The following is a 25,233-nucleotide window of genomic DNA, read 5'->3' on the forward strand; positions in this document are numbered from 1 at the left end:
TCACAATCAGGACGATGGCCCACAAGGATTTCCGCGTGGGCAGGAAGTGGAGCGCCTGCTGTGAAACTCGTCCTGTTCGATCTCGGGGACACGTTGGAAAGAGACGGTGTCCTCCTGCCCGGGGCGCTGGAGACCCTTGACGCCATCGCCTCACTCCGCACTGAAGGACAACCGGCAGTTGTCCTGGGTCTCTTGTCGGACTTTCACATGCCGGCCCGGCCCTCGGACGTGGCCATCATCCAGCAGCAGTACTACGCGTTGCTGGAAGGCCTTGGCATTCGGCAGTTCTTCGAGCCCGTGGCGGAGCGCGTCACGCTGTCCACGGAAGTGGGCGTCTTCAAACCGGACGAAGCGGTCTTCCGGGCCGCCGCGGCGAAGGTGGACCCCGCGCTGGATTTCGGTCAGGTCCTCTTCGTCACCGAAAACCGCGGGCACGTGGTCGCCGCGCGACAGCTCGGCCTGATGGCTGTCCATGTACGCGGGCCGGGGCAAGCGCAGGGCGAGGTGGAAACGCTGGCCGGGCTGGTTCCGCTGGTGCAGGCCTTCATCGAAAGCGGTGACGCCGTCGAGACCGTTGTCCTGGAGCTTCCATCGGATTCGCAGGACGCGGTCATCAGCCGGATCGCTGCCGGGGCTGCGAGGTGGACGAGGCTCGGTGACGTCCTGGTGGTGCGCTCCCCCGTCTCCCAGGCAAGCCATCTTCTTGCGAGGGGTGGCCTGGCTGATACTGCCCATCGCCTGTACGTTCCGGAACGTCCGCTTAGCCTGGTCATCCAGACCGCCCGCCTTTTCCAGGAGGACCACCCGTCCGTGCGCGTCGTGGTGGACAAGGGCCGGTATCTGGTGGTTGAGCTTGGTCCCGATGACCGCTCAGCCGTCGCAGGGCCACACGCATCCTCTTACATGGTCCGCGCCCTCCCACCCGACACAGTGGTATTCGACCAGCGGGGTCCCCGAGCGAAGCGAACGACGCCGGTTGAGGCGGCTGCCGGACCGGCTCGCAGGGTGTCCCGCGTTGAGTTTGAGGACGACGTCGGCCGGCTGGCCCGCCTGCGGACGCGGCACTCCGGAAGCGCCGAATTCCTGGCCGCGCTTCAGTGGGCGGAAGTCCGGCTGGCGGATCTGGGCTATGCCACGCACCTTCAAACCGTCCCGGTACGTGGCGGAACGACGCGCAACCTGATAGCGGACAGCCCGGGGAACGGCGAGGACCGGGATCTGGTGCTGGTCACCGCGCACTTGGATTCCGTCAATATCCAGGGTGCCGCGGCGGCCGCCCCCGGGGCTGACGACAATGCGTCCGGCAGTGCGGGGGTGCTCGCTATCGGCCGGGCGCTGGCCGGTCAACCCGCCAGGCACGACCTCCGCCTCATCCTGTTCGGGGGCGAGGAGCAGGGCCTCTTCGGCAGCCGCCAGTACGTGAACACACTGGACGTGGACGAGCGCTCGCGGATAAGCGCCGTGGTCAACATGGACATGATCGCCTGTCAAAACACCAGCCAGGCGACCGTGCTGCTGGAGGGAGGACCGGTGTCCCATACCGTCATCGAGGCGTTGGCCGAGGTGGCCCGGGCGCATACTTCGCTGGCAGTCCAGACAAGCCTCACCCCGTTCAACAGTGACCATGTGCCATTCATCGACCTGGGCATTCCCGCCGTTCTCACGATAGAGGGAACCGACTCGGCGAATGACCGGGTGCACACTGACCGGGACACCCTGGACACACTGGACCTGGACCTCGCCATGGAGATTCTGCGGATGAACGTGGTGTTCGTGGCCCAGTCGCTGGGCAGAGACACCAGAATTGCCGGACCCATCACGTGAAGGAGAGACCCTACGATGCACGAAACAAACCAGCCGCTGTTTCCTGAGCAGCAACGAAGCCGTGAACTGTGCGGGACCATGGAAGTACACCGCCGCCTCCTGAACCAGAGCGTCACCTACCAGGAACGCCGCGCCCTGATCGACAACCGGGCTCTTGCCTACGAGGACCAGACGCGCAGTATCGCCCGAAGGGGAGTACTCACCATCCCGGTGGTGGTCCACGTGGTGCACAATCCTGATGACCCGGTCCAGGACATCAGTGCGGCGCAGATCCAGGGCCAGATCGACGTCCTCAACGAAGATTTTCGGGCCGGCAACCCGGATGTGTCGAAGGTGCCGGCCGTCTGGAGGGACCGGGTGGCCGACTGCAAGATAGAGTTCCGGCTCGCGTCCCAGGATCCCAACGGCAATCCCACCGACGGCATCACGCGGACGCCGTCGTCCGTGCCGTTCTTCACCACCGACGTGGACGACGTCAAGTCGAGTGCAACCGGCGGTGCGGACCCCTGGCCCAGCGACGACTACCTCAACATGTGGGTGTGCAACGAGCTCCGGGACGGGATCGGCCGCGTTATCCTCGGGTACGCGCAGTTCCCTGGCGGACCACCCACCACCGACGGCGTCGTCATCGCAAGCTTTTGCTTCGGTAGGGGCGGAACCGCACAGCCTCCGTTTGATCTTGGCCGAACCGCTACGCACGAGATCGGCCACTGGCTGGATCTGCGGCACATCTGGGGCGATGACCGCGGCTCCTGCAGCGGAAGCGATCTGGTTGACGACACCCCCAACCAGGCCGACGCCACCTTCAACAGCCCGACGTTCCCGCAGATCAGCTGCAACAACGGACCCGACGGCAACATGTTCATGAACTACATGGACTACACCGACGATGCCGCCATGTATATGTTCACCAGCGGCCAGTCACGCAGGATGGACGCTTGCCTTGACGGTGCCCGCGCATCCTTCCTGACCGCACCCGCTTTCGCCCTGCCTGACGCGTCGGTGCCGTCTGCCCCGCTAACCACGCCGGCAGCCGCCGGGAACGCGACCGCCACAGCGGCTGCCCCTGCTCAGGCCCAGGAACAGGACGACAGCGAGGTGTTCCAGCTGCGGCAGGAACTCGAGCGGCTCCGCCAGGAAAACCAACGGACCATGCTCATCCTGGAGGGCATCCGCTCGGCGCTCAACGGTGTCACCGCCGCACCTGCTGGAGGATGATGGAAAGACGACGACGCCGGCTGGAAGGTAATGCCGTGACTGGACCCCCGCAGGAAATTACTGGCATTTGGCTGCACTCGCACGAGGAAGACACCGCCTCCACGATGATATTCCGCCCCCGCGGCTACGCCTTCCGGCCGGCGCGGTGGCGGGACGCCATCGAGGTGCAGGCGGACGGAACCTGTATCTGGCACGGCAGCAGCGCCGACGACCGCGGGGAGTCGGTTCCTGGGCGCTGGGAGGATCTGGGAGGCGGACAAGCAGAAATCACTGCTGCCACGGCCGCAGGCGCTGCGCTCCCCCGCCGGGTCCAGTCGTGGGCTCCTGACAAGCTCATTGTGGAGAAGTAGCCAGTCAGGCGGGCTCCTCCTGCCAGGTGGTCCAGCAGAGCAGCTCCACCTGGTCCAATGCGGCCAGGTCGCCGTCGACCGTGTCATGCCTGTGCTGGGCCTCCAACGGCACCCCCACCTTCGCGTCCTTCGGAAGGGGAAGGATCTGGAGCAGGACTTCGGAGCCGGGGCGGATGCCGGCGTCAAGCGCCTCGACAACCCAGGAGGAACCGTCCCAGAAGCGGTCAGCAACTACACTGCCGTCAACGAGGAGCCGGGCAACGTCCCCGGCCCACACGACCTCCAGCTCGACGTGCCCGCCCTGAGCCAGGAGACCTGCGGCCGTCGTCATGTCCACCCGGTAAACCGCTGCCATTTCCTCAATGGCTCCCTCGCTGGGGGCGGCCGCCCGGCCGGCCAGGGAGCCGAATGAAGCAGGAACAGGCTGTGCCGGACGGCGGGGCTCGGCAGGGAGGGTCAAGCGTGTCCGTGAAGGTTCCGTCGCTGAGTTCTTAACGTCTTCGAACTGCCTGCTCCCGGTGGAGTATCGCCGAATGGAAGCCGGCCCGACCGACCTGCCGGCCAGTAAGCCGTCTGCACCGATCCACAGCGGGTCAGCTGACAGAACCAGGTCGCGTCCCCGCGGCGTGTCCAGAACCCACGCTTGGTCAGCGAGTTGCGACGGCAGGACCAGGATATTCAGGGAGCCTTGGCGGGACGTCACCGTCAGGGTCGCGGCCTCTTCGGAGTCAACGGCGTAGGAGTTATCACCCATGGCGGAAACGGGCCCCTCGAGCATCGTTCCCTCGGCCAGGCAAACGTGGGCCGCTATGCCGGCTTCGGCGGCGAGGACCAGGGTTGGTGAAGATTCCGGCCCCAGCAGGGTCAGCGGCGATGCTGTCGCCCAGCGCAGCCGGACGCCCGCGATCTCGAGGTTCACGGGCCAGGCGGTGACCGTTCCGGCGGGGATGGCCAGCGGCGTGCCGGGAAAGGTCACCGTGTCCTCCCCCAGCGACAGGCTGAACTGGGCTCGGGCGTAGTCGGGCAGTGGGATGTGGGGCTGGTGCCAGGTGATGAACACGAACCCGGAGTCGCCGTCGCTGCGCAGGGCCCAGCGGAGCGTCCCGGAGTCTTCGACGCCGGCGGGTACCTGATCAGGGAGCGTCGACGGCATAGGGGCGAGGCGGTCCCCGAACGCGGCAAGGAAGGCGTGCTGCCTGCGCAGGAGGCCGAAGCTGGGTGCCAGCCTGCCCGAGGCGCCGATGGGCGCGTGGAAGTCGTAGTCGAACACCGGAAGATCATTAGGGTAACCCGTTGCCTGGGACTCCTGCAGGCCGCCGGGTGGATTCGTTCCGCCCGTGAACATGTAGTAGCCCTGCCAGCCGGAGCCACTGCCGATCTTGTTGTTCGCCACGGCGGCCACGTCCTTGCCCCTGGGCCACGGCCGGCGCTGGTAAGCCGTGGCCATCCCGCCGGTCAGCTCACAGGTGGCCGGCGGGTAGAGGGCGGACGGAGACCGAGGGGGCGCTGCGTCGCTCCCGGAAAAGTGTTGACGAAGATCCGCGCCGATGCCGGGATCATCCCACTGATGACTGAAGAAGTAGTGCTGCCGGAACGTCGGGTCCCACGGGGCGTCGGCGTCCACCCAGAAGCCGTCACCGTAGCCGCCGAAGACCGGCAGGACTTGGTCTTCGGGGATGTCGGCCCCGCCCCAGGCAGTGGCCGTCCAGATCGGGGCGATGAGTCCTGCTGCCCGGGCGAGCTTCTTGAGCTCCGCGAGGTGTCCAGGCTGGTCGTAGAGTTCGTTTTCCAGCTGAATGCCGACGACGTTGCTGTCCGGCCCGGTCAGCCCCCGCAGTTCCGCCCCGAGGCGGTTGAACCAGCGTTCCACCATCGCCAGGTAGGCGGGATCGTTGGTGCGGTGTTCGACCGCGGCCGCCTGCACCCAGTCCGGAAAGCCGCCATTGCGCACCTCGCCATGGCACCAGGGTCCCAGGCGCAGGACCACATCCAAGCCGACAGAGGCGCACAGCCTGACAAAGGCGGCAACGTCCAGGTTGCCATCGAAGCGCACCTCGCCCTCGGTCTGTTCGTGGTGGATCCAGAAGACGTAGCAGGCCACCACTGTGATGCCGCCTGACTTCATCAGCCGCAGCCGCTCCTCCCAGCGGGCGCGGGAAAGCCGGCTGAAGTGGATTTCTCCTGATACCGGGACCGCTGGCCGGCCTGCGCACTCGATGTAGCGGCTGGTGAGCCGCCACCTGCTGTGGGGATCTTCGGCGTTGCTCATGGGCGGGAGCTGCAGGGGCAGTTCGTGGGGCCGGTGGGTAACCGTCAAGAGTTCACGGGTGCCCTGCGGTCCCAGGGTGCTCTGGTCTAAGCGCATGTCTGGATTCTTTCAGCTCCCGGCAGCGGTGGGGTGGAGGCTGTTGATGCGGCGTTGCCAATCCTCACTGACCAGAGTGTGCAGCCGGAGAACGTCCGGCGCGCTCACCAGAAGATTCCGGGCTCAGAGCCGAGCTTGATGCAGTGCTCCCTGTTCCGCCTTGCCTCAGGCCGGACCTCTGCCAAGCGGGCGGTCCAGGAGCGTGGGGACGTACTCGAGCAACTGGAGCCTTCCGTCGAACGTCCTGCTCTCCACCATCTCCAGCGCAACGTCCGGATAGCCGTCGTAGATCCGTTCCTGCCCGGTGCGGCCCGTGATCACCGGGAACACGACCAGCCGGAACCTGTCCACGAGACCTGCTGACAGCAGCGACCGGCACAGGCTGACACTGCCGAGAGTGCTTAAGGACCTGGTCCCGGTCCGCTTCATCTCCTTCACGGCCTCCACCGCGTTCCCGGTCACCAGCTCCGAATTCGGCCACGTCAAGGGCGCCTGCAGGGTGGACGAGAAAACCACCTTCGGCACAGCGGCAAGACCGGTGAGGCTGGCGCCCTCCTCCTTGGAAAACCCCGAGCCTTCGGCGGCGGCCTCCTCAGACATGCCGGACATCAGCCGGTAGGTGTTCGCCCCCGTGAGGAAGGTATAGTCCTTCTTCCCTTCCTGCTCGAGCCAGGCCAGGTACTCCGGTCCTTCCAGCCCCCACCAGCCCGGCCATCCCTCGGCCGAGGCGTACCCGTCCAGGGAAATGATGAAATCAACCATCAGTTCTGATGGCGCCCCGGAAGCTGCCTCGCCCATGACCGTCTCCTTTGATGGCAGGTGCCGGCAATGCTAACCCCGGAGCGATCGGGCATTCAAGGGCCAGCCGTGATGCATGGCAAGGGGCGGCCGTTCCCGCTTGAACGGAGCGCAGGTGGTCAATGGAAGCGCTTAATCGAACCGCACTGCGTCCCACTCCAAAATTCGTGGCACGGCCAGTCCTTCCACCACGAAGGGATCCCGGGCAACAAACCGTGCGGCCTCCTCCCGCGTGGTAAAAAGCCCCATGGACGAGCCGGCCGGATCAGGGGTCAGGAACGGACCCAGTGCCAGGAGACCGCCGCCGTCGGCGCGGAACGCTTCGAAGTAGGCCTGGTGGCGGGGATACGTTTCCATGACCCGTGACCGGTCGACGCCCTCAGCGATGCTGTACATAACGACGGATTCCATGCGGGAGATCCTACCCGCCTGCCAACTTAGGGCACCGTGAAGGCAACCCCTTCCGGTCCCCGTCGAACGCCAATAGCATGGCCGTCATCGATCCGCTCTCTGGACACCCGGCCACGCAGAAGGAAGCCATGAACAGCGTCACCTGCGATCTCACCGTATCCCTTGACGGCTTCCTCGCCGGCCCCCGTCAAAGCCAGACCAACCCGCTGGGCGAGGGTGGCGAGGACCTGCACCGGTGGCAGTTCGAAGAACCCGAGGGTAACTCCGAAGCGCTTAAGGGAATTCTCGCCGCGGGCGCCTACATCATGGGCAGAAACATGTTTGCCGGCCCCGGGGCCGGGCCATGGGATGAGGACTGGCGCGGCTGGTGGGGTGAAGATCCGCCGTATCACGCCCCCGTTTTTGTGCTCACGCATCATCCACGCCCTCCCCTTCAAATGCAGGGCGGCACAACATTCCATTTCGTGAACGACGGGATCGAGTCCGCACTGGCCCAGGCGCGGGAGGCTGCCGGTGGCAACGATGTCGCCATCGCCGGCGGGGCAGAAACTGCCCGTCAATTCCTCTCGGCCGGCCTGATCGACGAGCTGCGGCTCCACATCGCGCCCCTTATCCTGGGGGCCGGCGAAAGGCTGCTGGACGGCGTCGGAAACCTCACGCTTGAACCGACGGAAGTAAGCGGCACCCGCCTGGTGACGCACGTGCGCTACCGGGTGGTTCCGAGCGCCTAGGCGGAAACAAGGCGCCGCCTCTGGCATCCTTGACTCTGGCCCGCGCCGACTCAGGAGTGGGCGGCAGCATCCCGGGTGGTGGTGCGGATCCGATACAGGCTGGTGGTCGCGGTGATGTAGAGGTCCTGGCCGTCCGGTCCCCCGAAGCACACGTTCGATACTCTTTCGGGTATTGGGAAGGTTTCCAGGAGATCGAAGGACGGGGAGTAAACGCGCACTGCCTCCCCGGCAGAAGTCCAGATCCTGCCTTGGACGTCCACCCTCAGCCCGTCGGCAGCGCGGCCTTCTTCAAGCTCGAGGAAGGCTCCGTTGCGGTGGCAGAAGCCACCGAGCACATCGTAGGCGACGATTCGCAACGGCACACCATGAGCCGGCCCGGCGGTGTCCGTAACGTAAAGGACCGACTCGTCCGGTGAAAAGGCCAGCCCGTTCGGATACACAAGGTCCGTGATCACAGCAGTGAGGGTCCCCGAAATGGGCTCGAACCGGAAAACGTAGCAGCCGCCGTACTCCTGCTCTCCCTCGTGCCCTTCCTTGGTGCCCGGCAGGATCCCGTATGGCGGGTCCGTGAACCAGATACTGGAGTCGCGGCCAATCACGACGTCGTTGGGCGAGTTCAGCCGGCACCCCTGGAAGGAATCAACCACCCCTGTCACAGCTCCCCCGCGGTCACGCTCAACCCGGCGGCGCCCGTGGCTGCACTGAACAACAGTTCCGTCGGCGTCGAGGGTCCGGCCATTGGTGAATTCCACCCCCTGGCCGTATTCACGGGTCATGCCTGTGGCGGGGCTGAACTCAAGGATGCGGTCGTTCGGAATATCGCTCCAGCGGAGCGTCTGCGACGACGGCACCCATAAGGGACCCTCAGCCCATACCGAGCCCGTGAATACGCACTCCAACCTGCCAACGGTCAGCTCAGTACCCATCCTTGCCCTTTCGCATCCAGTGCGCGCACCCTTCACAGCCCTTATCCTGCCTATCTGGTTTGGCCAAGACAAGACAGCGGGGCCACCCGTGAGGTGGCCCCGCTGCACATGCGATGTGGTGGCGTCGTCGTTGCTGCACGCCGTTATAAGTGGATGTCAGTGGCCACCGCGCCACTTCTTCTCGGAGACAACAACCTGTACTGCGGCGGCCAAGGTACCGTCAGCCAGGCTGCCCCAGGCATAAACGATCGTGTTTTTGCCGCCCTCGACGGTGATGTCGGCCGGCCCGATCACGGGGGCGGTTGTCCCGGCGGCGGCAACGGAGGCTGAGATGGTGCCGGCCTTCAGCTTCAGGGTCGCCTCGTCAGGATTGCTGAGCCCTTCGATCACTGCGGTTCCACCGGCCAGGACGTCGACGGCGGGGGCTGCGGCTACGTGCCTAACCGTTAGCTTGCCTTTATTGTCGTTGCGGGGAGCCTTGGTGTCGTTGGTGAAGAGTGTGGCTGTGGGGGCACCACCGGCGTCGAGGTGGGCCACCGCAGTGTAATTTCCGCCGTCGTCGAGTTCAACGGTGACGGGTCCGATCACCGGATTGTCCGCGTTGGGGGCGTCGGAGCCGGTGATGGCGATCTTGTAGTCGCCGGCTGCAAGTTCCAGGGGACCGGCCAGGGTTCCGGGTTTGAAGTCGTCCAGGGTGAGGTTGCCGTTGACCCATACGTCCACGGTCAGGCCGGGTACACCGTGCAGGACCGAAAGTTTGGCGGGGTCCTCACCGTGGTGGTGCCAGCCTCCGGCCTGGGCTGGAGCCGCGAAGGTCAGTGCGGCTGCGAGCGACAGTGCTCCGGCGGCGATGGGTGTTTTGCGCATTTCAAACTCCTCAGAGGGACGCCCGGCGACGGGCTGTGTTTGTGCTGACACCTCTACTACCGGCGGACAGTCCCCTGTGGATGCATATTCATGGATCTTTTTAAACGCGGGGCTGGTTGCGTCACCCAAGCGCGGGGCGGCGCGGCCGTAAACAAAGGAACGACGGCGGATATCCGCCGTCGTTCCTCTGGTTACTTCCCGTAGGTGGCGAAGTTTTGAGTGCCAACCAACTGCGCCCCGTACGGGGAGCCGGCGGAGAGCCGGGCCGACCCGAAGCCAAAGTCGGTCAAGCCGGCGTTGAGCATGTTGGCGTTGTGGCCCGGAGAGGCCTTCCAGGCAGCGAAGAGCGCATCGGCGTCGGCGTTTACTGCTATGTTCTCCGCGGAACGGGTCCAGCCGGACGGGATTTGGTCGGACGCATCCGGGTTGTGCCGGAAGCCCGCACGGCCTTGGGCGTTGATGTCCCTCATCATGGTGTTTGACCACGACTGCGCAACGGATTCCAGCCCCGTGTTGTAGCGCAGCGCGGCGAGGCCGTTGACCAACCGGTACTGGTTGATGAGCTCGAAGGATCGCAGGGCCACCGCATTGGAGGGCGTGCCGCCTCCAGCCGGAGCCGCGGGGGCCGGCGCAGCGGGAACGGGGACCGGAGCAGCAACCGGGGTTGCCGGTGCTGGAGCCGGGGCGGGAGCCACTGCCACGGGAGCGGGATCGGGATTGGGAGCGGGCGCCGCAGGAGCGGGATCGGGAGCAGGTGCTGCGGGAACCGGAACCTCAGCCGGAGCCGGCGGTGCGGGAACCGCGGCGGGAGACGTCGTCGTCGGAGCGGCAACAGGGGCGGACGTAGACGGAGCGGGTGCCGGCGTCCGGGTGGTGGGAGCCGCGGACGGCTCTGCGGGGGCGGTGGACTGGGCGTTGGCGGTGATCCAGTTCCACCAGCCGAAGGGCCAGGATGTGGCGCCGGCGGGAGCGGAAGCACCAATCAGCAGTCCGCCGGCCATAACGAGGGTGATCAGGGGGGCAGCGATATATTTCTTGTCTTTTCGCATCGGAAGAACATTACCTACTGCCCAACGCGCACTACACATTGAGTGATCCTGCTCACAACGCCGCAGAAGAAGGCAGATGGGGCGCCGTGCTGTGGCGCCATGACTGACCGTGGCGGTAGCTTTGGATTAATTTTCCTTCGCGAAGCAGCCGAGGTACCGGAGGTACCGCTGATGCAGGGCTTGTCCACGTCATTGGTTCTGATCGCCCTGCTGGCTGTTGTAGCGCCACTCGCAGCCCGTTTCCTCGACCGGGCGGTCAAGGTTCCGATCGTGGTGTTCGAGATAGTCCTGGGGATCGTCCTCGGCCCCAGCCTGTTGGGTTGGATCCAACCCACCGAATTCATCGACACCTTGGCCCAGTTCGGGCTCGCCATGCTTTTCTTCGTTGCCGGCAATGAAGTCGATTTTGCCGCCATCCGCGGCCGGCCCATCACCCGCGCATCCACTGGGTGGGTCCTCTCCCTGGCGGCAGGCATCGGAGCTGGTTTTGTGCTGGGCCCGACGCCGGCTGCCGCAGTGATCATGGGCGTCGCCTTGTGCTCCACAGCCCTGGGCGCGTTGTTGCCCATCCTTCGCGACGCCGGCAAATCGAAGTCCCCCATGGGTATCGCGGTTACCGCACTTGGTGCCGCCGGGGAGTTCGGGCCGCTGGTGGCGATCTCACTGTTCTTTAGCGGCAGGGAATTGGGACCTGCGACAGCAGTACTCCTTGGGTTTATTCTCCTGACCGGGCTGGCGATTCACCTCGCTTCACGGGCACGCCACTCCCTTCTGCATTCCCAGGTCACCAGGACCCTTCACACCAGCGGGCAGTTCGCCGTCCGGTCCATCATGTTCATCCTCACCGTGCTCGTTGTGCTCAGCATGGTTCTGGGCCTCGATATGCTGCTGGGTGCCTTCGCCGCCGGTGTCCTCTGGAAGGTCGCCATCGCGCGTGCTCCCGAGCAGGACCGGCACATCATCGAGACGAAAGTCGACGCCATCGCGTTCGGATTCCTGGTGCCGGTCTTCTTTATCGACACCGGCATCGACTTTGACCTGCGCGCGCTCACCGCGAGCCCGGCCGCCCTGGCCCTGGTCCCCCTGTTCCTGCTCCTCCTGCTCGTCATCCGCGGGCTGCCATCGCTCCTCGCCGCGCCGTCCAAGTCCAGCTGGGCCGAGAAACGGGCCATCGTTCTGTTTGGGGCCACGGGCTTGCCCATCATTGTGGCGGTGACAGCCATTGGCCGGAACGAAGGACTCATCTCCAGCGCCATCTCGTCCGCACTTGTTGGAGCAGGAATGCTCTCGGTACTCCTGTTTCCGCTGCTCGCACTCCGGCAGCTTCAACCCGAACCGTCAGGAACCGCCGCACGGCACCAGGACATTCCGTAGGAGCACCGACAGCACCAAGATGGAAGGAGCCGGTGCCGACGCCGCTGCCGGTCGCAGTGTCGAAGTGGTCACCGTATGGGTTCATGGCACGTGGCTGCCACCACACTGCCTAAGCAGTCGAGTACCCGCTCCGTGACCTCGTTGACGCTGCCGGTGCCACGCACCTTCGTCAGGATGCCGCGCCGTGCGTATTGATCCACCACGGCTTCAGTTTGCTCGTGGTAGAGGCCCAGGCGGTGGCGGATAACGGCTTCGTTGTCGTCAGAACGTCCCGTTGCCCTCGCCCGGCCAAGCAGGCGGGCAACCAGCTCTCCGTTGCCCGCCGTCAACTGCAGGACGACGTCAAGCTGCTGGCCGGAGGCTGCCAGCAGCAGGTCCAGATGGTCCACCTGGGCCACTGTCCGGGGGTATCCGTCCAGCATGAAACCGTTGTCGACGTCGGACTCACCGAGGCGTTCACGAACCATATTGTTGGTGACGTCGTCCGGTACGAAGTCGCCGGCGTCCAAATACTTCCTGGCTTCCAGGCCAAGAGGGGTCCGGCCCTTCACGTTGGCTCGAAAGATGTCACCGGTGGAGATGGCAACGACGCCAAGGCGCCCGGAAATCCGCTCAGCCTGGGTTCCCTTGCCGGAACCGGGAGGTCCAATGATCAACATTCTTGTCATAACAGAATTCCTTTTCCACATTGTTGGCAGGAGTCCGGAACATGGGTCCGCTAGGCAGTTTCCTGCACAGCCCTGACGAAGTGCTCAGGCCAGGGCTGTGCAGCAGATGCTCCCGGCGGGACGTGCGCCGTGGTGACTGTGCCGAACGCGGCCACCGTGCCGGCGTTTGGAATTGCGTCGTCAGGAGCACCAAGAGATTCGCCCCGGACCTCGAAGCCCAGGGTCAGCGAGGTCCGGCCAAGCGCGGTGATTTTTACGGTTGCCCTCACGCGCTGGCCGAACCATAGCTTGGCCGTGTAGTTGACTACCTGCTGGACGCGGGGGGCGCTGGGAAAGTACTGCGGCAATTGGAGCTTGCGGAATAGTTCCGCCTCTGCCGCCTCCACCCACCGCAGAACGGCTGAATTGTGCTGGTGGCCCGACGCGTCGGTATCCACCCACTCCACGGTCCGTTCAACGCTTGCCTCCGGAAACTGCGCTTCCGTGGTTCCGATACTTTTCGAAGGAGCACTCCCCCGCATTCCAGCGTGATCCATAAATGCTCCTAGCGGGTGCCGATCCCGGCAACCTCATCGTCCGGATCGCCGTCGGCAGTAGACGGGATAACCAGCGGCTCGGATTGTGGCTTGGGGATCATCGCCACCGCCGCGGCCGCAAGTACAGCGATGCCGGCGAAGACTGCGAAGTTGGCCTCGAACGGCAGCTTCGAGCCGGCGATCCAGCCGCCGATCAAGGGGCCGGAGATGGCGCCGAGCCTGGCGAAGCTCAAGGCCCAGCCCGTGGCAGTGCCGCGGACCTTTGCCGGGTAGTAGTCGGCGATGTAGCCGGTCAGAACCAAAGAGGTGGAGATGGAACCCACGCCGGCGAAGGCGACGAACAGCAGGTTGACCACCATGGTGTTCGGGAAGACCAGCAGCATGATGCCCAGGCCGCCAAGGATGTAGAACACCACCAGGATGAGCTTCTTGCCGTACTTGTCTGCAGCGCGGCCGAGGAGGAGGCCGCCGATGGCTGAAGCAAGGCTGAACACCAGCAGGAAGGTGAGGGATGAGCCGAGATCGTACCCGGCCTTCTTCATGATGCTCGGCAGCCAGGTGTTGAGGCCGTAGACCAGCACCAGTCCGCAGAACAGTGATATCCAGAAGAAGACGGTAGAGCGCAGGTACCTGCGGGAGAACATGGTGGTGATGGTCCTCCACCACGGTTCCGCCACTGCGCCCGCGGCGGCCTGCGCCGGTGCCGCCACCGGTGCATAGTCGGTAATCCGAAGCCTCGCCGCCAGCGCTTTCGCTTCGGACCTGCGGCCCTTGGACTCGAGGTATTCCAGCGATTCGGGAAGGAGCTTCCAGATGACCGGCAGGAGGACCACCGGCGCGGCGCCGATCGCGACCACGGCACGCCAGCCGCCGAGAGGCAGGACGAACAAGGCGGCCAGGGCGGCTGCCACGATGCCCAGCGAGTAGCCGGAATACATGAGCCCGTAGTTGAAGGAGCGCTTGTTGGGCGCCGAATACTCGATGGTCAACGCCGCTGCCACGGGGATGACACCGCCCATGCCCAGTCCGCCCACCAGGCGGAACAGGCCAAACAGTTCAGGGGTGGGAGCCCACGCTGCGCCTGCCTGGGTCAGGGTGAAGATGGCCATCGAGGCCAGCAGCATCTTCTTTCGTCCAACGAGGTCGCTGAGGGTGCCGATGAACAGCGCGCCGATCAGCATTCCAATCAACGCATAGGAGCCCAGCCCACCCAGGGCCAGCGGACTCAGGTTCCATTCCTTGTACTCGGCAAGGGCGGGCAGGATGGCGCCGAGCACACCGACGTCGTAGCCCTCGGCCAGGATGGCAAGCCAGCAGCAGAAGAGGACAACTCCGGTGCTGCGCTTGGGGACGTTCCAGGTGGTAGCGGGTGCGGCGGCCATGGCTACTTCACCAGGACCGATGCAGCGGCTGACGCTGGGGTCCAGCGAAGATGTGGAGTGGCGGTTGCGGCATCTGGTTCCTTCAATAGGGACAGTCGGGGGCGTACGGCGTCGGTGCGGGAGCTCGGTGGCTTGCGGCGGCCGGCCCGGAACTGCGGGATCCAGGTGGCGCCCGGGCCCTGGTATTCCTGTTCGGCCGCAGCGTGCAGGGTCCACTGGGGGTCGTACAGGTGGGTGCGGCCCAGCGCAATAAGGTCGGCGCGGCCGGCCAGGAGGATCGAGTTGACGTCGTCGTAGGTGGAGATGGCGCCGACGGCGATGACGGCCGCGCCTGCCGGCGCGGCCACTTCCTGGCGGATGCGGTCGGCAAACGGGGTTTGGTAGCTGCGGCCGAAGGCCGGCTTTTCCTCCTTGGCCACCTGACCGGTTGAGACGTCCAGACCGGCTGCGCCGTGTGCTACAAAGGCCCGGGCGATCTCGACGGAATCGTCGGAGGTGTTGCCGCCGTCGATCCAGTCCGTGGCGGAGATGCGCACCGTCACCGGCTTGCCGGCAGGCCAGGCCGCCCGGACGGCGTCGAACACTTCCAGGGGGAACCGCAGCCGGTTCTCCAGGCTGCCGCCATACTCGTCGGTGCGGCGGTTGGAAACCGGCGACAGGAACGAGGACAGCAGGTAGCCGTGGGCTGCGTGCACCTCGAGCAGGTCGAATCCTGCTTCCTCGGCCCGCAGAGTGGCGGCGACGAACTCCTCTTTGATGGAATCCATCCCGGCGCGGTCCAGCTCCAGGGGGACCTGGTTCCGGGGGCCGTAAGCGATCGCAGACGGGCCTGCCGCCTGCCAGTTTCCGGCCTCCAGCGGTTCGTCGATGCCTTCCCACATGAGCTTGGTGGAACCCTTGCGGCCTGAGTGGCCGATCTGGGCGCCGATTTTGGCGCTGGACTGGCTGTGAACAAAGTCCACGATTTCCTGCCAGCTGTCCCGCTGCACGTCTGTGTACAGTCCGGTGCAGCCGGGTGTGATGCGGCCGGCTTCAGAGACACACACCATTTCGGTCATTACCAGGCCCGCACCGCCCAAGGCCTTGGATCCGAGGTGGACCTTGTGGAAGTCGCCGGGGATACCGTCAACGGCGGAGTACATGTCCATAGGGGACACCACAACCCGGTTCTTGAGTTCCAGGCCGCCGATGCGGAAGGGCTGGAACATGGCCGGTGCTGTTTGGGTAAGCCCCTGGGACTGTGCGAAATGGCGCTCCACGTCGGCGGCGAATTCCGGGTCGCGCAGGCGCAGGTTTTCCTGGGTGATGCGGCGGCTCCGGGTCAGCAGGTTGAACGCGAACTGGGTGGCGTCCTGGTCCTTGTACTGGCCAATCCGTTCGAACCATTCAAGGGATGCCTGGGCGGCCCGCTGGGTGGATTCGACCACCGGGCGGCGTTCCGCCTCGTACGCCGAGAGGGCTGATTCCAGGTCCTGGTGTTCGTGCAGGCACGCGGCCAGCGCGAGGGAATCTTCCATGGCCAGCTTGGTGCCGGAGCCGATGGAGAAGTGCGCGGTGTGGGCGGCATCACCGAGCAGCACCACGTTGCCCTTGCGCCAGCTGCGGTTGCGGACGGTGTTGAAGTTCAGCCACTTCGAGTTGTTGGAAAGGACCTCGTACCCATCCAGTTCCTTGGCGAAAATGGAGCGGACCTTGGCGATGGCCTTTTCATCCGAGACGCCGGGGGGAAAAACGTCATTGGCGGTTTCGTCGAAGCCCGCGGCATGCCACACATCCTCATGCATTTCGACGATGAACGTGGAGCCTTCGTCCGAGTATGGGTAGCCGTGGATCTGCATGACGCCCCATTCGGTGTCCTTCACGAAGAACTTGAAGGCTTCGAACACCTGGTCCGTTCCGAGCCACATGTACTTGTTGGTCCGGGGATCGAGGTCAGGGCCAAAGGCATCAGCGTATTTTGCCCTGATCTGCGAGTTGACGCCGTCCGCAGCCAGCACCAGGTCATAGTTTGCTTCGAGTTCCCCGATGGCGGGGGCAACGGTCCGAAAGCGCAGGTCCACGCTGAGCTCGGCGCAGCGGCGCTGCAGCAGTTCGAGGAGTTCCTTGCGGCTCATCGCGGCGAAGCCCTGGCCGCCCACGCTGATGACCTGCCCGCCGAAGTGGACGTCAATGTCGGACCAGCGGGCGAAGCGGCGGCTCATGTATTCGGCCACAACGGGGTCGGCGTTGCCGATTCCGCCCAGCGTTTCATCTGAAAAGACGACGCCGAACCCGAAGGTATCGTCCGCTGCGTTGCGTTCCCAGAGGGTGACCTCGTGGGACGGGTCGAGCTGCTTCATCAGGGCTGCGAAGTACAGGCCGCCGGGGCCGCCTCCAACAATGGCGATTTTCATGGTCTTTCTCCTTCTATGCCTGGCTCTGGCCGGCGGCGGTGAGTTGTTGGGTTTCGTCCGCAAGGCTGTCGCGGAGCTTGAAGTGCTGCAGCTTGCCGCTCGGATTGCGCGGCAACTCTGTGACGAAGCGGAGTTCGCGCGGGTACTTGTAGGGCGCGATGGTCGCCTTTACGAAGTCCTGGATTTCCTTGCGCTTGGCGGCGTCGCCGATGACGCCATCGCGCAGCACCACGAAGGCGCAGACTACGGTTCCCCGCTCGGGATCGGACCGGCCGATGACGGCGTTCTCCTCCACATCCGGGTGCTGGTCTATAGCCGCTTCAACCTCGGGGGCGCCGATGTTGTAGCCGGAGGAGACGATCATGTCGTCGGAGCGGGCCTGGTAGGTGAAGTAGCCGTCCCGGTCCATTGAAAAGGTGTCGCCGGTGACATTCCAGCCTCCCACCACATATTTGGACTGGCGCGGGTCGTCGAGGTAGCGGCATCCGGTGGGACCAATGACCGCCAGGCGCCCGTTCTGCCCGGGCCCGAGTTCGTTGCCGTCGTCGTCAAGGATCGTGGCGCGGTAGCCCGGGACTGCCTTGCCTGTGGTTCCCGGGCGGATGTTATCCCCTGCCGCTGATATGAACACGTGAAGCAGCTCAGTGGAGCCGATGCCGTTGACCAGCCGCAGTCCGGTGGCCTCATGAACGGCGTCCCACGTTTCCTTGGACAGATGCTCACCGGCGGAGACGGCGATCCTCAAGTTGCGGAGGAGATCACCCCTTCCTTCCTTGAGGATGGCGCGGTAGGCGGTGGGAGCGGTAAAGAAAACAGTCGCCCCCGCGGCGGCCGCATGTTCGGCCAGCTCCACCGGGCCGGCCTTCTCCGTGAGCAGCGAGGATGCCCCGAACCGCAGGGGAAAGACCACCAGTCCGCCCAGCCCGAAGGTGAAGGCCAGGGGTGGCGACCCGGCAAAGACGTCGTCAGCGGTGGGCTGCAGGATGTGCCGGGCGAAGGTGTCGGCGTTGGCCAGGATGTCCCGGTGGAAGTGCATGGTCACCTTCGGCACGCCGGTGGTGCCCGAGGTCGGACCCAGGAGTGCGACGTCGTCGGCAGCGGTGTCCACCGCTGAGAATGTCCCGCTCTTGGCGTCGCAACGCACGGTAAGATCACCGTCGTCGGGCCCTCCATAGGCCACAACCGCGACCCCACCGGCGGCAGCCTCAAGGTCCTCCACGAAGCGGTGGTCGGAGATGGCCACCACGGGCCTGGTGAGCTGGATCAGGGTGGCGACCTCGCTGGATCGCAGCATGGGCATGGTGGTCACCACCACTGCCCCAGCCTTCAGCACGCCCAGCCAGGCGGCAACAATCCACGGATTGTTGGGTCCGCGCAGCAACACGCGGTTCCCGGGGACCACACCGAGATCTTCGGTGAGGACCTGGGCCACCTGGTTGGCGCGCTTTTGAAGTTCGCCGTAGGTCCAGACTGTGCCGTCCGGGGTCCGCAGCGCCGGCCTGTCCGCGCCATGCTCGGCGACGGCACTGTCGATGAGCGCAACGGCGGCATTGAGCCGTTCAGGGTACTGGAGTTCGGGAAGCGTGAATTCGAGCGCCGGCCAGGTGTCGGCGGGCGGCAGGTGGTCGCGGGTGAACGTGTCCACGTGGGCCGATGGCGTCATGCTCATGGCCTTTCCTTTCAGTGGTGCGTCAGCGAAGCAGATGGTTGAGTGGGTGGCAGGTCAGGCGCCGGGACGGATCATGCCTTCCTGGGCGACCGTGGCAAGGAGGCGTCCCTGCCGGTCGAAGAAGCGGCCCATGGCCAGGCCCCTGTTGCTTTGGCCGGACACGGCTTCCTGGGCGTACAGGATCCATTCGTCAGCGCGGCCGTCGCGGTGGAACCACATGGAGTGGTCCAGGCTGGCCGTTGCGAGTCCGGGGCTGGACCAATGGAGGCCGTTGACCCTCAGGAGCGGTTCCAGGATGGTGTAGTCGCAGACATAGGACAGCGCAGCCCGGTGAAGATCGGCATCGTCCGGAAGGGTATCGAAAGCCTTGACCCAGATGGCCTGCTGGGCAACGGTGCCACCCTCCAGTTCGATGTACACCGGTCCCGGTACGTGCCGCATGTCGAAGCTGCGGCCCGTGGACCAGTAGTCGGCAGCAGGGCCGGAGGCTTCCTCCAGTGCCACTGCGGCACTGCGCAGCGAGTCGGGTTCGACGGCGGCAGGAGCCTCGGGCTGGAAGTCCGGGCCCTCCTCGGGAACCTGGAATGAACCCATTGCGGCGTAGACAGCCTTGCCGTTCTGGAACCCGCGCACGGTCCGGGTGGAGTACCCGCGGCCGTCACGCAGCCGCTCCACCTCGTAGCGGATGGTTGCCCCGACGTCGACTGGCCGCATGAAGTAGCTGTGCATCGAGTGCAGTGCCCTGTCTCCGTCGACTGACCGCATCATCGCTGCGGCCGCCTGGGCCACCATGTCCCCGCCGTAGGCCTTGGGCCAGGGCACGTACTGGGTGGTGGCCTCGTAGGCCTCGTCGTAGACCTCCGCCGGTGCGGGCTTCAGCTCCACGGCCCGCAGGAAGGTTTCCGAGGTCAGGGTTCCGGTGATCATTGCGGTCAGGCCCTGCGGTAGCCGGGGAGGGTTTCGTCGGCCACGTCGTCGAGGTTGACCACCAGGTTCTCCGGGGTGCGGGCGGTCAGCCAGACGAGTTCCTCCGTGACGGACATGTTTGCCTCCACGTGGGGCATGAACGGCGGAACGAAGACCCAGTCGCCGGCCTTCATGTCGAGGAATTCCTGGTAGTTTTCCCCGAAGTAGATGCGCCCCTGGCCGCGCAGCACGTAGCCGCCCGTTTCGGCTTCGCCGTGGTGGTGCGGCAGCGAGCGGTACCCGGGGGTGTTGGATACCTGGCCGAACCAGATTTTGGTGGCCGGGGTGTGCTGGATGCTGACGCCCGAGACACGGATGCAGTCACCGGACTGGGCGGTGTTGGTGTCCTCATGCCCTGCCCGGGTGACCACGGGGACCACCTTGCCATCGGCCTGGGCATAGACGGAGTTGTCGCCTTCGAGGCGGTAATCGGTGGCTGTCTGGTTCATTGCGGTCACTCCTTGGTTGATAGTGGACTGATGCGGACGACATTTTCAAGGCGTCCGATGCCGGTGATTTCGGTGGTGAGGACGTCGCCGTCGTTCAGGAAACGGGGCGGCGTCATGCCCATGCCCACTCCCCCAGGCGTTCCTGTCAGGACAAGATCGCCCGGGCGCAAGGTGGTGAACTGGGAGATGTAGGAGAGCAGCTTCGCCGGGCCGAACACCAGCGTGTCGGTGTTGCCCTTTTGAACGACGTCCCCGTTGACGTAGCCAACGACGTCGAATGTTGCGTCAACCTCGTCGGGGGTGACGAGGACGGGGCCCACCGGGGTGGTGGCGTCAAAGGCCTTGCCCTGGAACCACTGCAGTGTCCGGTTTTGCCAGTCGCGCATGGAGACGTCATTGGCAACGGTGTAGCCGGCTATTGCCGCTGCGGCCTGATCCTCGTCCGAGCGGAAGATTTCAGTGCCGACCACGACCGCCAGCTCGGCTTCCCAGTCAACGCGCTCGCTTCCCTGGACCTCGATGGTGTCATTGGCTCCCACCAGGGTGTCCGCGTACTTGGCGAACAGGGTGGGGTACTGGGGAAGTTCCCTGCCCATCTCCTGAATGTGGTCCGCGTAGTTCAGGCCGCAGCAGATGACCTTGCCCGCGCGGGGAAGAAGGGGCGCGTAGTCCACGGCGCCGCCTTCAATCACTACCGGCTTCTTCGCAGCAGCGGCCTCACGGACCAGTTCCCGCCAGTCCGGCCGGGCCAGCAGTTCCCCGACGTCGGAGGCCGGGAGGGCGACATAGGCATTTGCACCCGTGGCGAGTGCCGCCGTCGTTCCCTGTCCGGCCGTGCGCAAGGTAGCGATTTTCATGGCTTCTGTCCCTTCGAGAATGATGTGTCGACTTTTTTACGATCGTCACATATGCTCAACGTAGCACGGCGGAATTGATCTGCACAGAGCCTTTCCGGAACTTTTTTCCGAAGCCACACACCAGGAGGAACAGCATGGGCCACAAGACAATCAACCCGGAGTCGCTTCCCAAACCGTCCGGGTTCGCACACGGGATGCTCGCCGGGAATACGGTTTTCCTCGGCGGCCAGACAGCCCTGGACAAGAACATGAACATCGTCCCTGGCGGCATCGTGGAACAGTTCACGCAGGCGTTCTCGAACGTCCTCACCACACTGCGCGAAGCAGGCGGCCAGCCGGAGGACCTGGTTAACGTGACCATCTACCTGACGGACGTTGAGGACTACATGGCCAACGGCCGCGAGATCGGACGCATCTGGCGGGAGATGGCGGGTTCCCAGTACCCCGCAATGGCAGGCATCGGGGTCACCCGCCTGTGGCAGAAAGAGGCATTGATTGAAATCCAGGGCATCGCTGTCATCAGCGAACGCTGACCCGGGAAAGCGAAAGAGGATCCGGCCGGCCGAGTGGCCGGCCGGATCCTCTTTTGGGTTCACAGGCTTTCTGGTCCCTAGGCTGCTTCCGCTTCCTCCACCAGGGACATGGCATACACTTCAGCCAGCGGGGCGATCAGGCGGTGCACGCTGAAGAAGATCCGGCGCGTCTCGGGCCCCTGCCAGCCCGGCGGGAGGTACTCAAGGGGCAATCCCGGGTCACGGTAGGGCAAGCGCCGCCACAGGGTAAGCATGGGCACGTAGTAGCGGAAAGCGTCCCGTCGAAGATCCTCGGAGGATGCGGCCAAAGCCTTGTCGGGGTCATCCCCCACCAGCGCGGTCCAGTCCTCCAGCGAGCCGCCGTACGTGTCCATGAACTCGGTGATCTGCGACTCCAGGGCTACCAGGTCCCACCATTGGGCCACCTTCGCCCGCATGTCCGAGTCCGACGAGTAGTCGCCGGTAAAGAATTCCACGTACTCGTCCAGGCCCCGGGATTCGAGCCGCTTCCGTGCGCCGTCCCGCACTCCGGAAGGAGCGATCCAGACCCCCGCCCCCATGGACCCGAAACCCAGCCTGGTCAGCTCGGTGCGCAGCTGGTGCCGCCGGTCCCGCATTGACTCGGGCACGGAAAAGATGGCCAGGACCCAGGGGGCTCCGGTGGCCGCACGGTAGGGCGCGAAGATGCGTTCGTCGCCCTCGCTGACAATCTTCAGTGAACGCTCCGAGAGCTCGTATCTGGCCACGCCGCCGTTCTTGACACTCGTCAGCACTCCCTTGGCCTTCAACCGGGAGACGGCCGAGCGGACGCCGGGCGCATCGTGGCCCAGCTCGCCCAGCATCTGGATCAGCACGGAAATGGGAAGCTGCCCGCCGCCGCGGCGCCCGTAGAGACCGTAAATCGTCAGGATAAGCTGCTGCTGGGGCAGGGAAGGAACGGGCACAGCAAGCATGCGATCGGATCTCGATTCTGTCAGGGTGGTCACAGTCCTTCCAAGCTTATTTCAACGATCGGGCATCCCATTCAGTGGCCCTTGAACGCTTCAGCCAGCCACCAGGCCCCGCCGTCGGAAGCGATGCGGGCATCGATGACCAGCGGCGCCTCCCGCGGGCCTGCCAACCATTCCTTGACGCCGTCAAGGTCGCCCACCGAGCGGACCGTGAGGGCGGCAGCACCATATCCGCGGGCAATCGAGGCGATGTCCACCTGCGGGAACCGTACGACGTCGAGATCCTCGTCGTCGGCGTCGAAGTGATGGACCTCGGCGCCGTAGGCGGAATCGTTGTAGATAATGGCCACCAGGGGGATCTTCTCACGGACCAGTGTCTCCAGTTCCGAGATGGCCATGAGGAAGCCTCCGTCGCCGGCACCCAAAACGGGCAGCCGGTCAGGCCGCGCCTTGGCGGCACCAATGGCCGTGTACAAGCCGAGGCCGATTGACTGGAAGGCCTGGGTAAAGCAGAAACCGAACTCGTCCGGAACAGACAGGTAGGCGCTGGGATAACCCATGAAGTTGCCGGAGTCGATGGACACAATGCGCTCGGACGGAAGGATGCGGTCAAGTTCCCTGCTCAGCACGCGGGGATCGATAGCCTCGGACGTGGACAGGTCTTCCGTTTGTTCCGTGTTCCACCGGGCCTGCCCGGCAATGCGCTCCGCCATGTCGGGGGTCCGGAGGCCTGCCGGGGTGTGCTGGAGTGAGCGCAGGCTTTCCAGCACTGCCGCCGCTGTTTCTGCGCTGTCGCCCAGCACCCCCAGGTCAATGGGCCGGTTGGCCCCCAGGGCGCGGTCCTCAACGTCCACCTGAACTACTTTGGCTGTGGCACCGATCAGTGAACCGTGGCGCATGGTCCACATGTTCAGGGCGCATCCCCACCCCACAACCAGGTCCGCTTCGGAAATCGTCTTGGCGGTGAAGGGCGAAGAAAAGCCGCCGGAGATGCCCAGGTTGAACGGGTCGCCCTGGAACAGGCCGTGCGCAACGGCGGATGTTGCCACCAGTGCCCCGGCTGCCTCCGCGAGTGCAGCGATTTCGGGCCCTGCCGTGCGGCCGCCGCGGCCAGCCACAAAAACCGGTCGCCGGGCGCTCCGGAGGAGCTCTGTCAGCTCTTCTACGGCCGCGTTTGAGGGTGCGAACCGCTGCGGCGGAGCCAGTGGTCCCGGTACGGAGATGCCGTCCGGCGCGGGGGCGGCCTGGACGTCCGTGGGAAGGGACAGCACTACCGTCCGGCGCTCGTTGACTGCGGTCCGGTACGCACGGACCGTGTCAGCAACTGCGGTCTGCGGCGAGTGGATCCGCTCGGCCACGGCACCAACGCTGCGGACCAGTGCGTCCTGGTCGATTTTGAAGTTGGAACCTACAGCGGAAGCGGCCGTATCGGCAGTGACGACGATCATGGGGGTGCGGCTCTTGGCGGCTTCGCCGATTCCGGTGACCGCGTTGGTCAGCCCGCAGCCCTGGTGGGTGGAGACGACGCCTACCTTTCCGGACATCCGCCCGTAGGCATCGGCCATGGTGGCAGCACCGCCTTCATGGCGGGCGGCGGTGTAGGGCACTCCGGCCCTGCGCAGCGCATTGGTCACCACAAAGTTCCCGCTGCCCACCACGCCGAAGATGTGGGCGACGCCGAGCCGGGCGAGCGTGTATCCGACGAGTTCGCTGACATTGGCGGCCACAAGGGCAGCCGGATCGTCCCGGGTAGCCACGTCGCTGCCTGCCAACCTGCTGGTGATAACAGTCATTGTTTCTTCTCCTTTGAGACAGGGCGCGGAAGGGGCAGCCGGCGGCGTCGATGGCGCACGCCTGGTTCCGCCCTATGATGATGGTATAGCTCGTAATTTACGACCGTCAAGTATTTGAAATAAGTTTGAATTCCGGTGATGTGCTTTCAATGGGCCGGATTGTGAGGCGATACTGCAGCGGGGACATCCATGAGGAGTTCGCGCCGGATCTCCTCGCCCACCTCACGGAGTTTTCCGGCGAGCAGTTCGGCGTTGGGCGCCAGTGGCCTGTCTGAGTGGAGCAGGATGCCAACCTGCTGGGCGAGACCGGCGAGGTGCAGCTCAAGCATCTGCAGGCCCGGTTCCGCCACGGCCATGGACTCCGGCATCAGGGCAAGGAATCCGGCCTCCGCCACGAGCGTGCGCAAGGTGGCAGGGGTTCCGGATTCAACCCGCTGGATGGGAGGGGCCAGGCCGGCACTGTGGAAGTTCTCCTCGAGCTCGTCACGCAGCGGTGTATGCGCCAGCGGCACTACCCAGGGGTACCCGACGAGGTCCTCCAGTGAGGCGTCCGCAAGGGCATGCACAGGATGGCTGCGTGCGGCAACAACACGGAATTCCTCCCGGTATAAGGGGACAAGCCGCAGCCGGGATGTACTGGGATGGTCAGTAACCCGGCCTACGAGCAGGTCAAGGTCGCCGTTTCCCAGTTCCTGTATGAGGGTTTCCGGGGGCGCCTCCCGGAGCAGGACCTCCACCCGTGGCCTGTCAGCCGTGAAGCGGGCCACGGCCCGCGGGATCAGCAGGTTCGCGCCGGTAACGTGTGCACCCACCCGGACCACGCCTGCTTCCGGGTCGGTGAGCTCATCCACCCGGCGGCGCAAGGTACCCACATGACCCACAATGGCCTTCGCATGCTCAAGGCACACCTGCCCTGCGGGTGTGGGTACCATGCGGCGTCCGGTCCGCTCGAACAGTGACGTTCCAACGGCATGCTCGGCTTCCCGTAATGCCCGGCTCAGTGCAGGTTGCGTGAGATACAGTTCTTCGGCCGCCCGCACCAGGCTGCCTTGTTCTGCAATCGCAAGCACGATCACAAGGTGGCGCAGCTTCAGGTGGGTGGTCAGCAGCGCCCGAAGGTCCAT

General features: G+C 65.1%; 23 protein-coding genes. 6 read left to right on the plus strand and 17 right to left on the minus strand.

The window, feature by feature from the left end; translation table 11 throughout:
* The first annotated feature begins 60 nt into the window (after positions 1 to 60).
* The 3 genes from M1D32_RS10885 to M1D32_RS10895 are packed head-to-tail and all read left to right on the plus strand — an operon-like array spanning position 61 to position 3,392.
* Positions 61 to 1,824, plus strand: coding sequence for a M20/M25/M40 family metallo-hydrolase (locus tag M1D32_RS10885; RefSeq protein WP_458778701.1), 1,764 nt, complete (start codon positions 61 to 63; stop codon positions 1,822 to 1,824).
* A 15-nt stretch (positions 1,825 to 1,839) separates the two neighbouring features.
* Positions 1,840 to 3,042 carry a zinc metalloprotease gene (locus M1D32_RS10890; RefSeq protein WP_458778702.1) on the plus strand — a complete coding sequence of 401 codons (1,203 nt, stop codon included), beginning with the start codon at positions 1,840 to 1,842 and terminating at the stop codon, positions 3,040 to 3,042.
* A 35-nt stretch (positions 3,043 to 3,077) separates the two neighbouring features.
* Positions 3,078 to 3,392 (plus strand): hypothetical protein, encoded by a 315-nt coding sequence (locus M1D32_RS10895; RefSeq protein WP_458778703.1) that lies wholly within the window; start codon positions 3,078 to 3,080, stop codon positions 3,390 to 3,392.
* Positions 3,393 to 3,396: 4 nt separating this feature from the next.
* Here M1D32_RS10895 and M1D32_RS10900 read toward each other — a convergent pair whose 3' ends face one another.
* From M1D32_RS10900 to M1D32_RS10910, 3 genes are all read right to left on the minus strand, one after another.
* Positions 3,397 to 5,757 carry a beta-galactosidase gene (locus M1D32_RS10900; protein ID WP_458778704.1) on the minus strand — a complete coding sequence of 787 codons (2,361 nt, stop codon included), beginning with the start codon at positions 5,755 to 5,757 and terminating at the stop codon, positions 3,397 to 3,399.
* Between the two features lie 165 nt (positions 5,758 to 5,922).
* Positions 5,923 to 6,555: a dihydrofolate reductase family protein gene (locus tag M1D32_RS10905; protein WP_458778705.1), complete on the minus strand. Its 633-nt coding sequence runs from the start codon at positions 6,553 to 6,555 to the stop codon at positions 5,923 to 5,925.
* Positions 6,556 to 6,687: 132 nt separating this feature from the next.
* Positions 6,688 to 6,966, minus strand: coding sequence for a YciI family protein (locus M1D32_RS10910; protein WP_458778706.1), 279 nt, complete (start codon positions 6,964 to 6,966; stop codon positions 6,688 to 6,690).
* 128 nt (positions 6,967 to 7,094) lie between these two features.
* Between M1D32_RS10910 and M1D32_RS10915 the strand changes: the two genes are divergently transcribed.
* Entirely contained in the window at positions 7,095 to 7,697 is a 603-nt protein-coding gene (locus tag M1D32_RS10915) for a dihydrofolate reductase family protein (RefSeq protein ID WP_458778707.1), read from the plus strand.
* 50 nt (positions 7,698 to 7,747) lie between these two features.
* Here the strand turns inward: M1D32_RS10915 and M1D32_RS10920 are convergent, their stop codons facing one another.
* The 3 genes from M1D32_RS10920 to M1D32_RS10930 all read right to left on the minus strand — a co-directional run bounded on the left by M1D32_RS10920 (position 7,748) and on the right by M1D32_RS10930 (position 10,539).
* A complete protein-coding gene (locus M1D32_RS10920; RefSeq protein ID WP_458778708.1) occupies positions 7,748 to 8,623 on the minus strand; it encodes an SMP-30/gluconolactonase/LRE family protein in 876 nt (291 codons plus the stop codon).
* 156 nt (positions 8,624 to 8,779) lie between these two features.
* Positions 8,780 to 9,490, minus strand: coding sequence for a DUF4397 domain-containing protein (locus tag M1D32_RS10925; protein ID WP_458778709.1), 711 nt, complete (start codon positions 9,488 to 9,490; stop codon positions 8,780 to 8,782).
* Between the two features lie 191 nt (positions 9,491 to 9,681).
* Entirely contained in the window at positions 9,682 to 10,539 is an 858-nt protein-coding gene (locus M1D32_RS10930; RefSeq protein ID WP_458778710.1) for a CAP domain-containing protein, read from the minus strand.
* Between the two features lie 99 nt (positions 10,540 to 10,638).
* Here M1D32_RS10930 and M1D32_RS10935 point away from each other — a divergent pair, with 99 nt between their 5' ends.
* Complete coding sequence (locus M1D32_RS10935) at positions 10,639 to 11,913, plus strand: cation:proton antiporter (protein WP_458778711.1); 1,275 nt, start codon at positions 10,639 to 10,641, stop codon at positions 11,911 to 11,913.
* Positions 11,914 to 11,981: 68 nt separating this feature from the next.
* Here the strand turns inward: M1D32_RS10935 and M1D32_RS10940 are convergent, their stop codons facing one another.
* The 8 genes from M1D32_RS10940 to M1D32_RS10975 are packed head-to-tail and all read right to left on the minus strand — an operon-like array spanning position 11,982 to position 20,833.
* Entirely contained in the window at positions 11,982 to 12,572 is a 591-nt protein-coding gene (locus M1D32_RS10940) for an adenylate kinase (RefSeq protein WP_458782168.1), read from the minus strand.
* Positions 12,573 to 12,631: 59 nt separating this feature from the next.
* On the minus strand, positions 12,632 to 13,117 hold the full coding sequence (locus M1D32_RS10945) for an acyl-CoA thioesterase (protein WP_458778712.1): 486 nt from the start codon (positions 13,115 to 13,117) through the stop codon (positions 12,632 to 12,634).
* Positions 13,118 to 13,125: 8 nt separating this feature from the next.
* Positions 13,126 to 14,499 carry an MFS transporter gene (locus M1D32_RS10950; protein ID WP_458778713.1) on the minus strand — a complete coding sequence of 458 codons (1,374 nt, stop codon included), beginning with the start codon at positions 14,497 to 14,499 and terminating at the stop codon, positions 13,126 to 13,128.
* Between the two features lie 2 nt (positions 14,500 to 14,501).
* The gene (locus M1D32_RS10955; RefSeq protein WP_458778714.1) at positions 14,502 to 16,892 is read right to left on the minus strand and encodes a bifunctional salicylyl-CoA 5-hydroxylase/oxidoreductase; all 2,391 of its coding nucleotides are present in this window, start codon (positions 16,890 to 16,892) and stop codon (positions 14,502 to 14,504) included.
* Between the two features lie 13 nt (positions 16,893 to 16,905).
* On the minus strand, positions 16,906 to 18,561 hold the full coding sequence (locus M1D32_RS10960) for an AMP-binding protein (protein ID WP_458778715.1): 1,656 nt from the start codon (positions 18,559 to 18,561) through the stop codon (positions 16,906 to 16,908).
* A 54-nt stretch (positions 18,562 to 18,615) separates the two neighbouring features.
* Entirely contained in the window at positions 18,616 to 19,488 is an 873-nt protein-coding gene (locus tag M1D32_RS10965; protein ID WP_458778716.1) for an acyl-CoA thioesterase, read from the minus strand.
* Positions 19,489 to 19,493: 5 nt separating this feature from the next.
* Positions 19,494 to 19,976, minus strand: a complete 483-nt coding sequence (locus M1D32_RS10970) for a cupin domain-containing protein (RefSeq protein WP_458778717.1) — start codon at positions 19,974 to 19,976, stop codon at positions 19,494 to 19,496.
* Between the two features lie 5 nt (positions 19,977 to 19,981).
* On the minus strand, positions 19,982 to 20,833 hold the full coding sequence (locus M1D32_RS10975) for a fumarylacetoacetate hydrolase family protein (protein WP_458778718.1): 852 nt from the start codon (positions 20,831 to 20,833) through the stop codon (positions 19,982 to 19,984).
* Between the two features lie 134 nt (positions 20,834 to 20,967).
* Between M1D32_RS10975 and M1D32_RS10980 the strand changes: the two genes are divergently transcribed.
* A complete protein-coding gene (locus M1D32_RS10980; RefSeq protein WP_458778719.1) occupies positions 20,968 to 21,366 on the plus strand; it encodes a RidA family protein in 399 nt (132 codons plus the stop codon).
* Between the two features lie 77 nt (positions 21,367 to 21,443).
* Here the strand turns inward: M1D32_RS10980 and M1D32_RS10985 are convergent, their stop codons facing one another.
* From M1D32_RS10985 to M1D32_RS10995, 3 genes are all read right to left on the minus strand, one after another.
* Positions 21,444 to 22,352 (minus strand): PaaX family transcriptional regulator, encoded by a 909-nt coding sequence (locus tag M1D32_RS10985; protein WP_458778720.1) that lies wholly within the window; start codon positions 22,350 to 22,352, stop codon positions 21,444 to 21,446.
* Between the two features lie 38 nt (positions 22,353 to 22,390).
* Positions 22,391 to 24,109 (minus strand): thiamine pyrophosphate-binding protein, encoded by a 1,719-nt coding sequence (locus tag M1D32_RS10990; RefSeq protein ID WP_458778721.1) that lies wholly within the window; start codon positions 24,107 to 24,109, stop codon positions 22,391 to 22,393.
* A 146-nt stretch (positions 24,110 to 24,255) separates the two neighbouring features.
* Entirely contained in the window at positions 24,256 to 25,233 is a 978-nt protein-coding gene (locus M1D32_RS10995; protein ID WP_458778722.1) for a LysR substrate-binding domain-containing protein, read from the minus strand.

The sequence above is a fragment of the Arthrobacter sp. D3-16 genome, assembly GCF_054408515.1.

What these genes read in the sequence shown, in the direction of transcription:
- M1D32_RS10890 (WP_458778702.1), top strand. Translation starts at nt 1,840, where the DNA reads ATGCACGAAACAAACCAGCCGCTGTTTCCTGAGCAGCAACGAAGCCGT.
- M1D32_RS10900 (WP_458778704.1), bottom strand. Translation starts at nt 5,757, where the DNA reads ATGCGCTTAGACCAGAGCACCCTGGGACCGCAGGGCACCCGTGAACTC.
- M1D32_RS10905 (WP_458778705.1), bottom strand. Translation starts at nt 6,555, where the DNA reads ATGGGCGAGGCAGCTTCCGGGGCGCCATCAGAACTGATGGTTGATTTC.
- M1D32_RS10910 (WP_458778706.1), bottom strand. Translation starts at nt 6,966, where the DNA reads ATGGAATCCGTCGTTATGTACAGCATCGCTGAGGGCGTCGACCGGTCA.
- M1D32_RS10915 (WP_458778707.1), top strand. Translation starts at nt 7,095, where the DNA reads ATGAACAGCGTCACCTGCGATCTCACCGTATCCCTTGACGGCTTCCTC.
- M1D32_RS10920 (WP_458778708.1), bottom strand. Translation starts at nt 8,623, where the DNA reads ATGGGTACTGAGCTGACCGTTGGCAGGTTGGAGTGCGTATTCACGGGC.
- M1D32_RS10925 (WP_458778709.1), bottom strand. Translation starts at nt 9,490, where the DNA reads ATGCGCAAAACACCCATCGCCGCCGGAGCACTGTCGCTCGCAGCCGCA.
- M1D32_RS10930 (WP_458778710.1), bottom strand. Translation starts at nt 10,539, where the DNA reads ATGCGAAAAGACAAGAAATATATCGCTGCCCCCCTGATCACCCTCGTT.
- M1D32_RS10935 (WP_458778711.1), top strand. Translation starts at nt 10,639, where the DNA reads ATGACTGACCGTGGCGGTAGCTTTGGATTAATTTTCCTTCGCGAAGCA.
- M1D32_RS10940 (WP_458782168.1), bottom strand. Translation starts at nt 12,572, where the DNA reads ATGTTGATCATTGGACCTCCCGGTTCCGGCAAGGGAACCCAGGCTGAG.
- M1D32_RS10945 (WP_458778712.1), bottom strand. Translation starts at nt 13,117, where the DNA reads ATGGATCACGCTGGAATGCGGGGGAGTGCTCCTTCGAAAAGTATCGGA.
- M1D32_RS10950 (WP_458778713.1), bottom strand. Translation starts at nt 14,499, where the DNA reads ATGGCCGCCGCACCCGCTACCACCTGGAACGTCCCCAAGCGCAGCACC.
- M1D32_RS10955 (WP_458778714.1), bottom strand. Translation starts at nt 16,892, where the DNA reads ATGAAAATCGCCATTGTTGGAGGCGGCCCCGGCGGCCTGTACTTCGCA.
- M1D32_RS10960 (WP_458778715.1), bottom strand. Translation starts at nt 18,561, where the DNA reads ATGAGCATGACGCCATCGGCCCACGTGGACACGTTCACCCGCGACCAC.
- M1D32_RS10965 (WP_458778716.1), bottom strand. Translation starts at nt 19,488, where the DNA reads ATGATCACCGGAACCCTGACCTCGGAAACCTTCCTGCGGGCCGTGGAG.
- M1D32_RS10970 (WP_458778717.1), bottom strand. Translation starts at nt 19,976, where the DNA reads ATGAACCAGACAGCCACCGATTACCGCCTCGAAGGCGACAACTCCGTC.
- M1D32_RS10975 (WP_458778718.1), bottom strand. Translation starts at nt 20,833, where the DNA reads ATGAAAATCGCTACCTTGCGCACGGCCGGACAGGGAACGACGGCGGCA.
- M1D32_RS10980 (WP_458778719.1), top strand. Translation starts at nt 20,968, where the DNA reads ATGGGCCACAAGACAATCAACCCGGAGTCGCTTCCCAAACCGTCCGGG.
- M1D32_RS10990 (WP_458778721.1), bottom strand. Translation starts at nt 24,109, where the DNA reads ATGACTGTTATCACCAGCAGGTTGGCAGGCAGCGACGTGGCTACCCGG.
- M1D32_RS10995 (WP_458778722.1), bottom strand. Translation starts at nt 25,233, where the DNA reads ATGGACCTTCGGGCGCTGCTGACCACCCACCTGAAGCTGCGCCACCTT.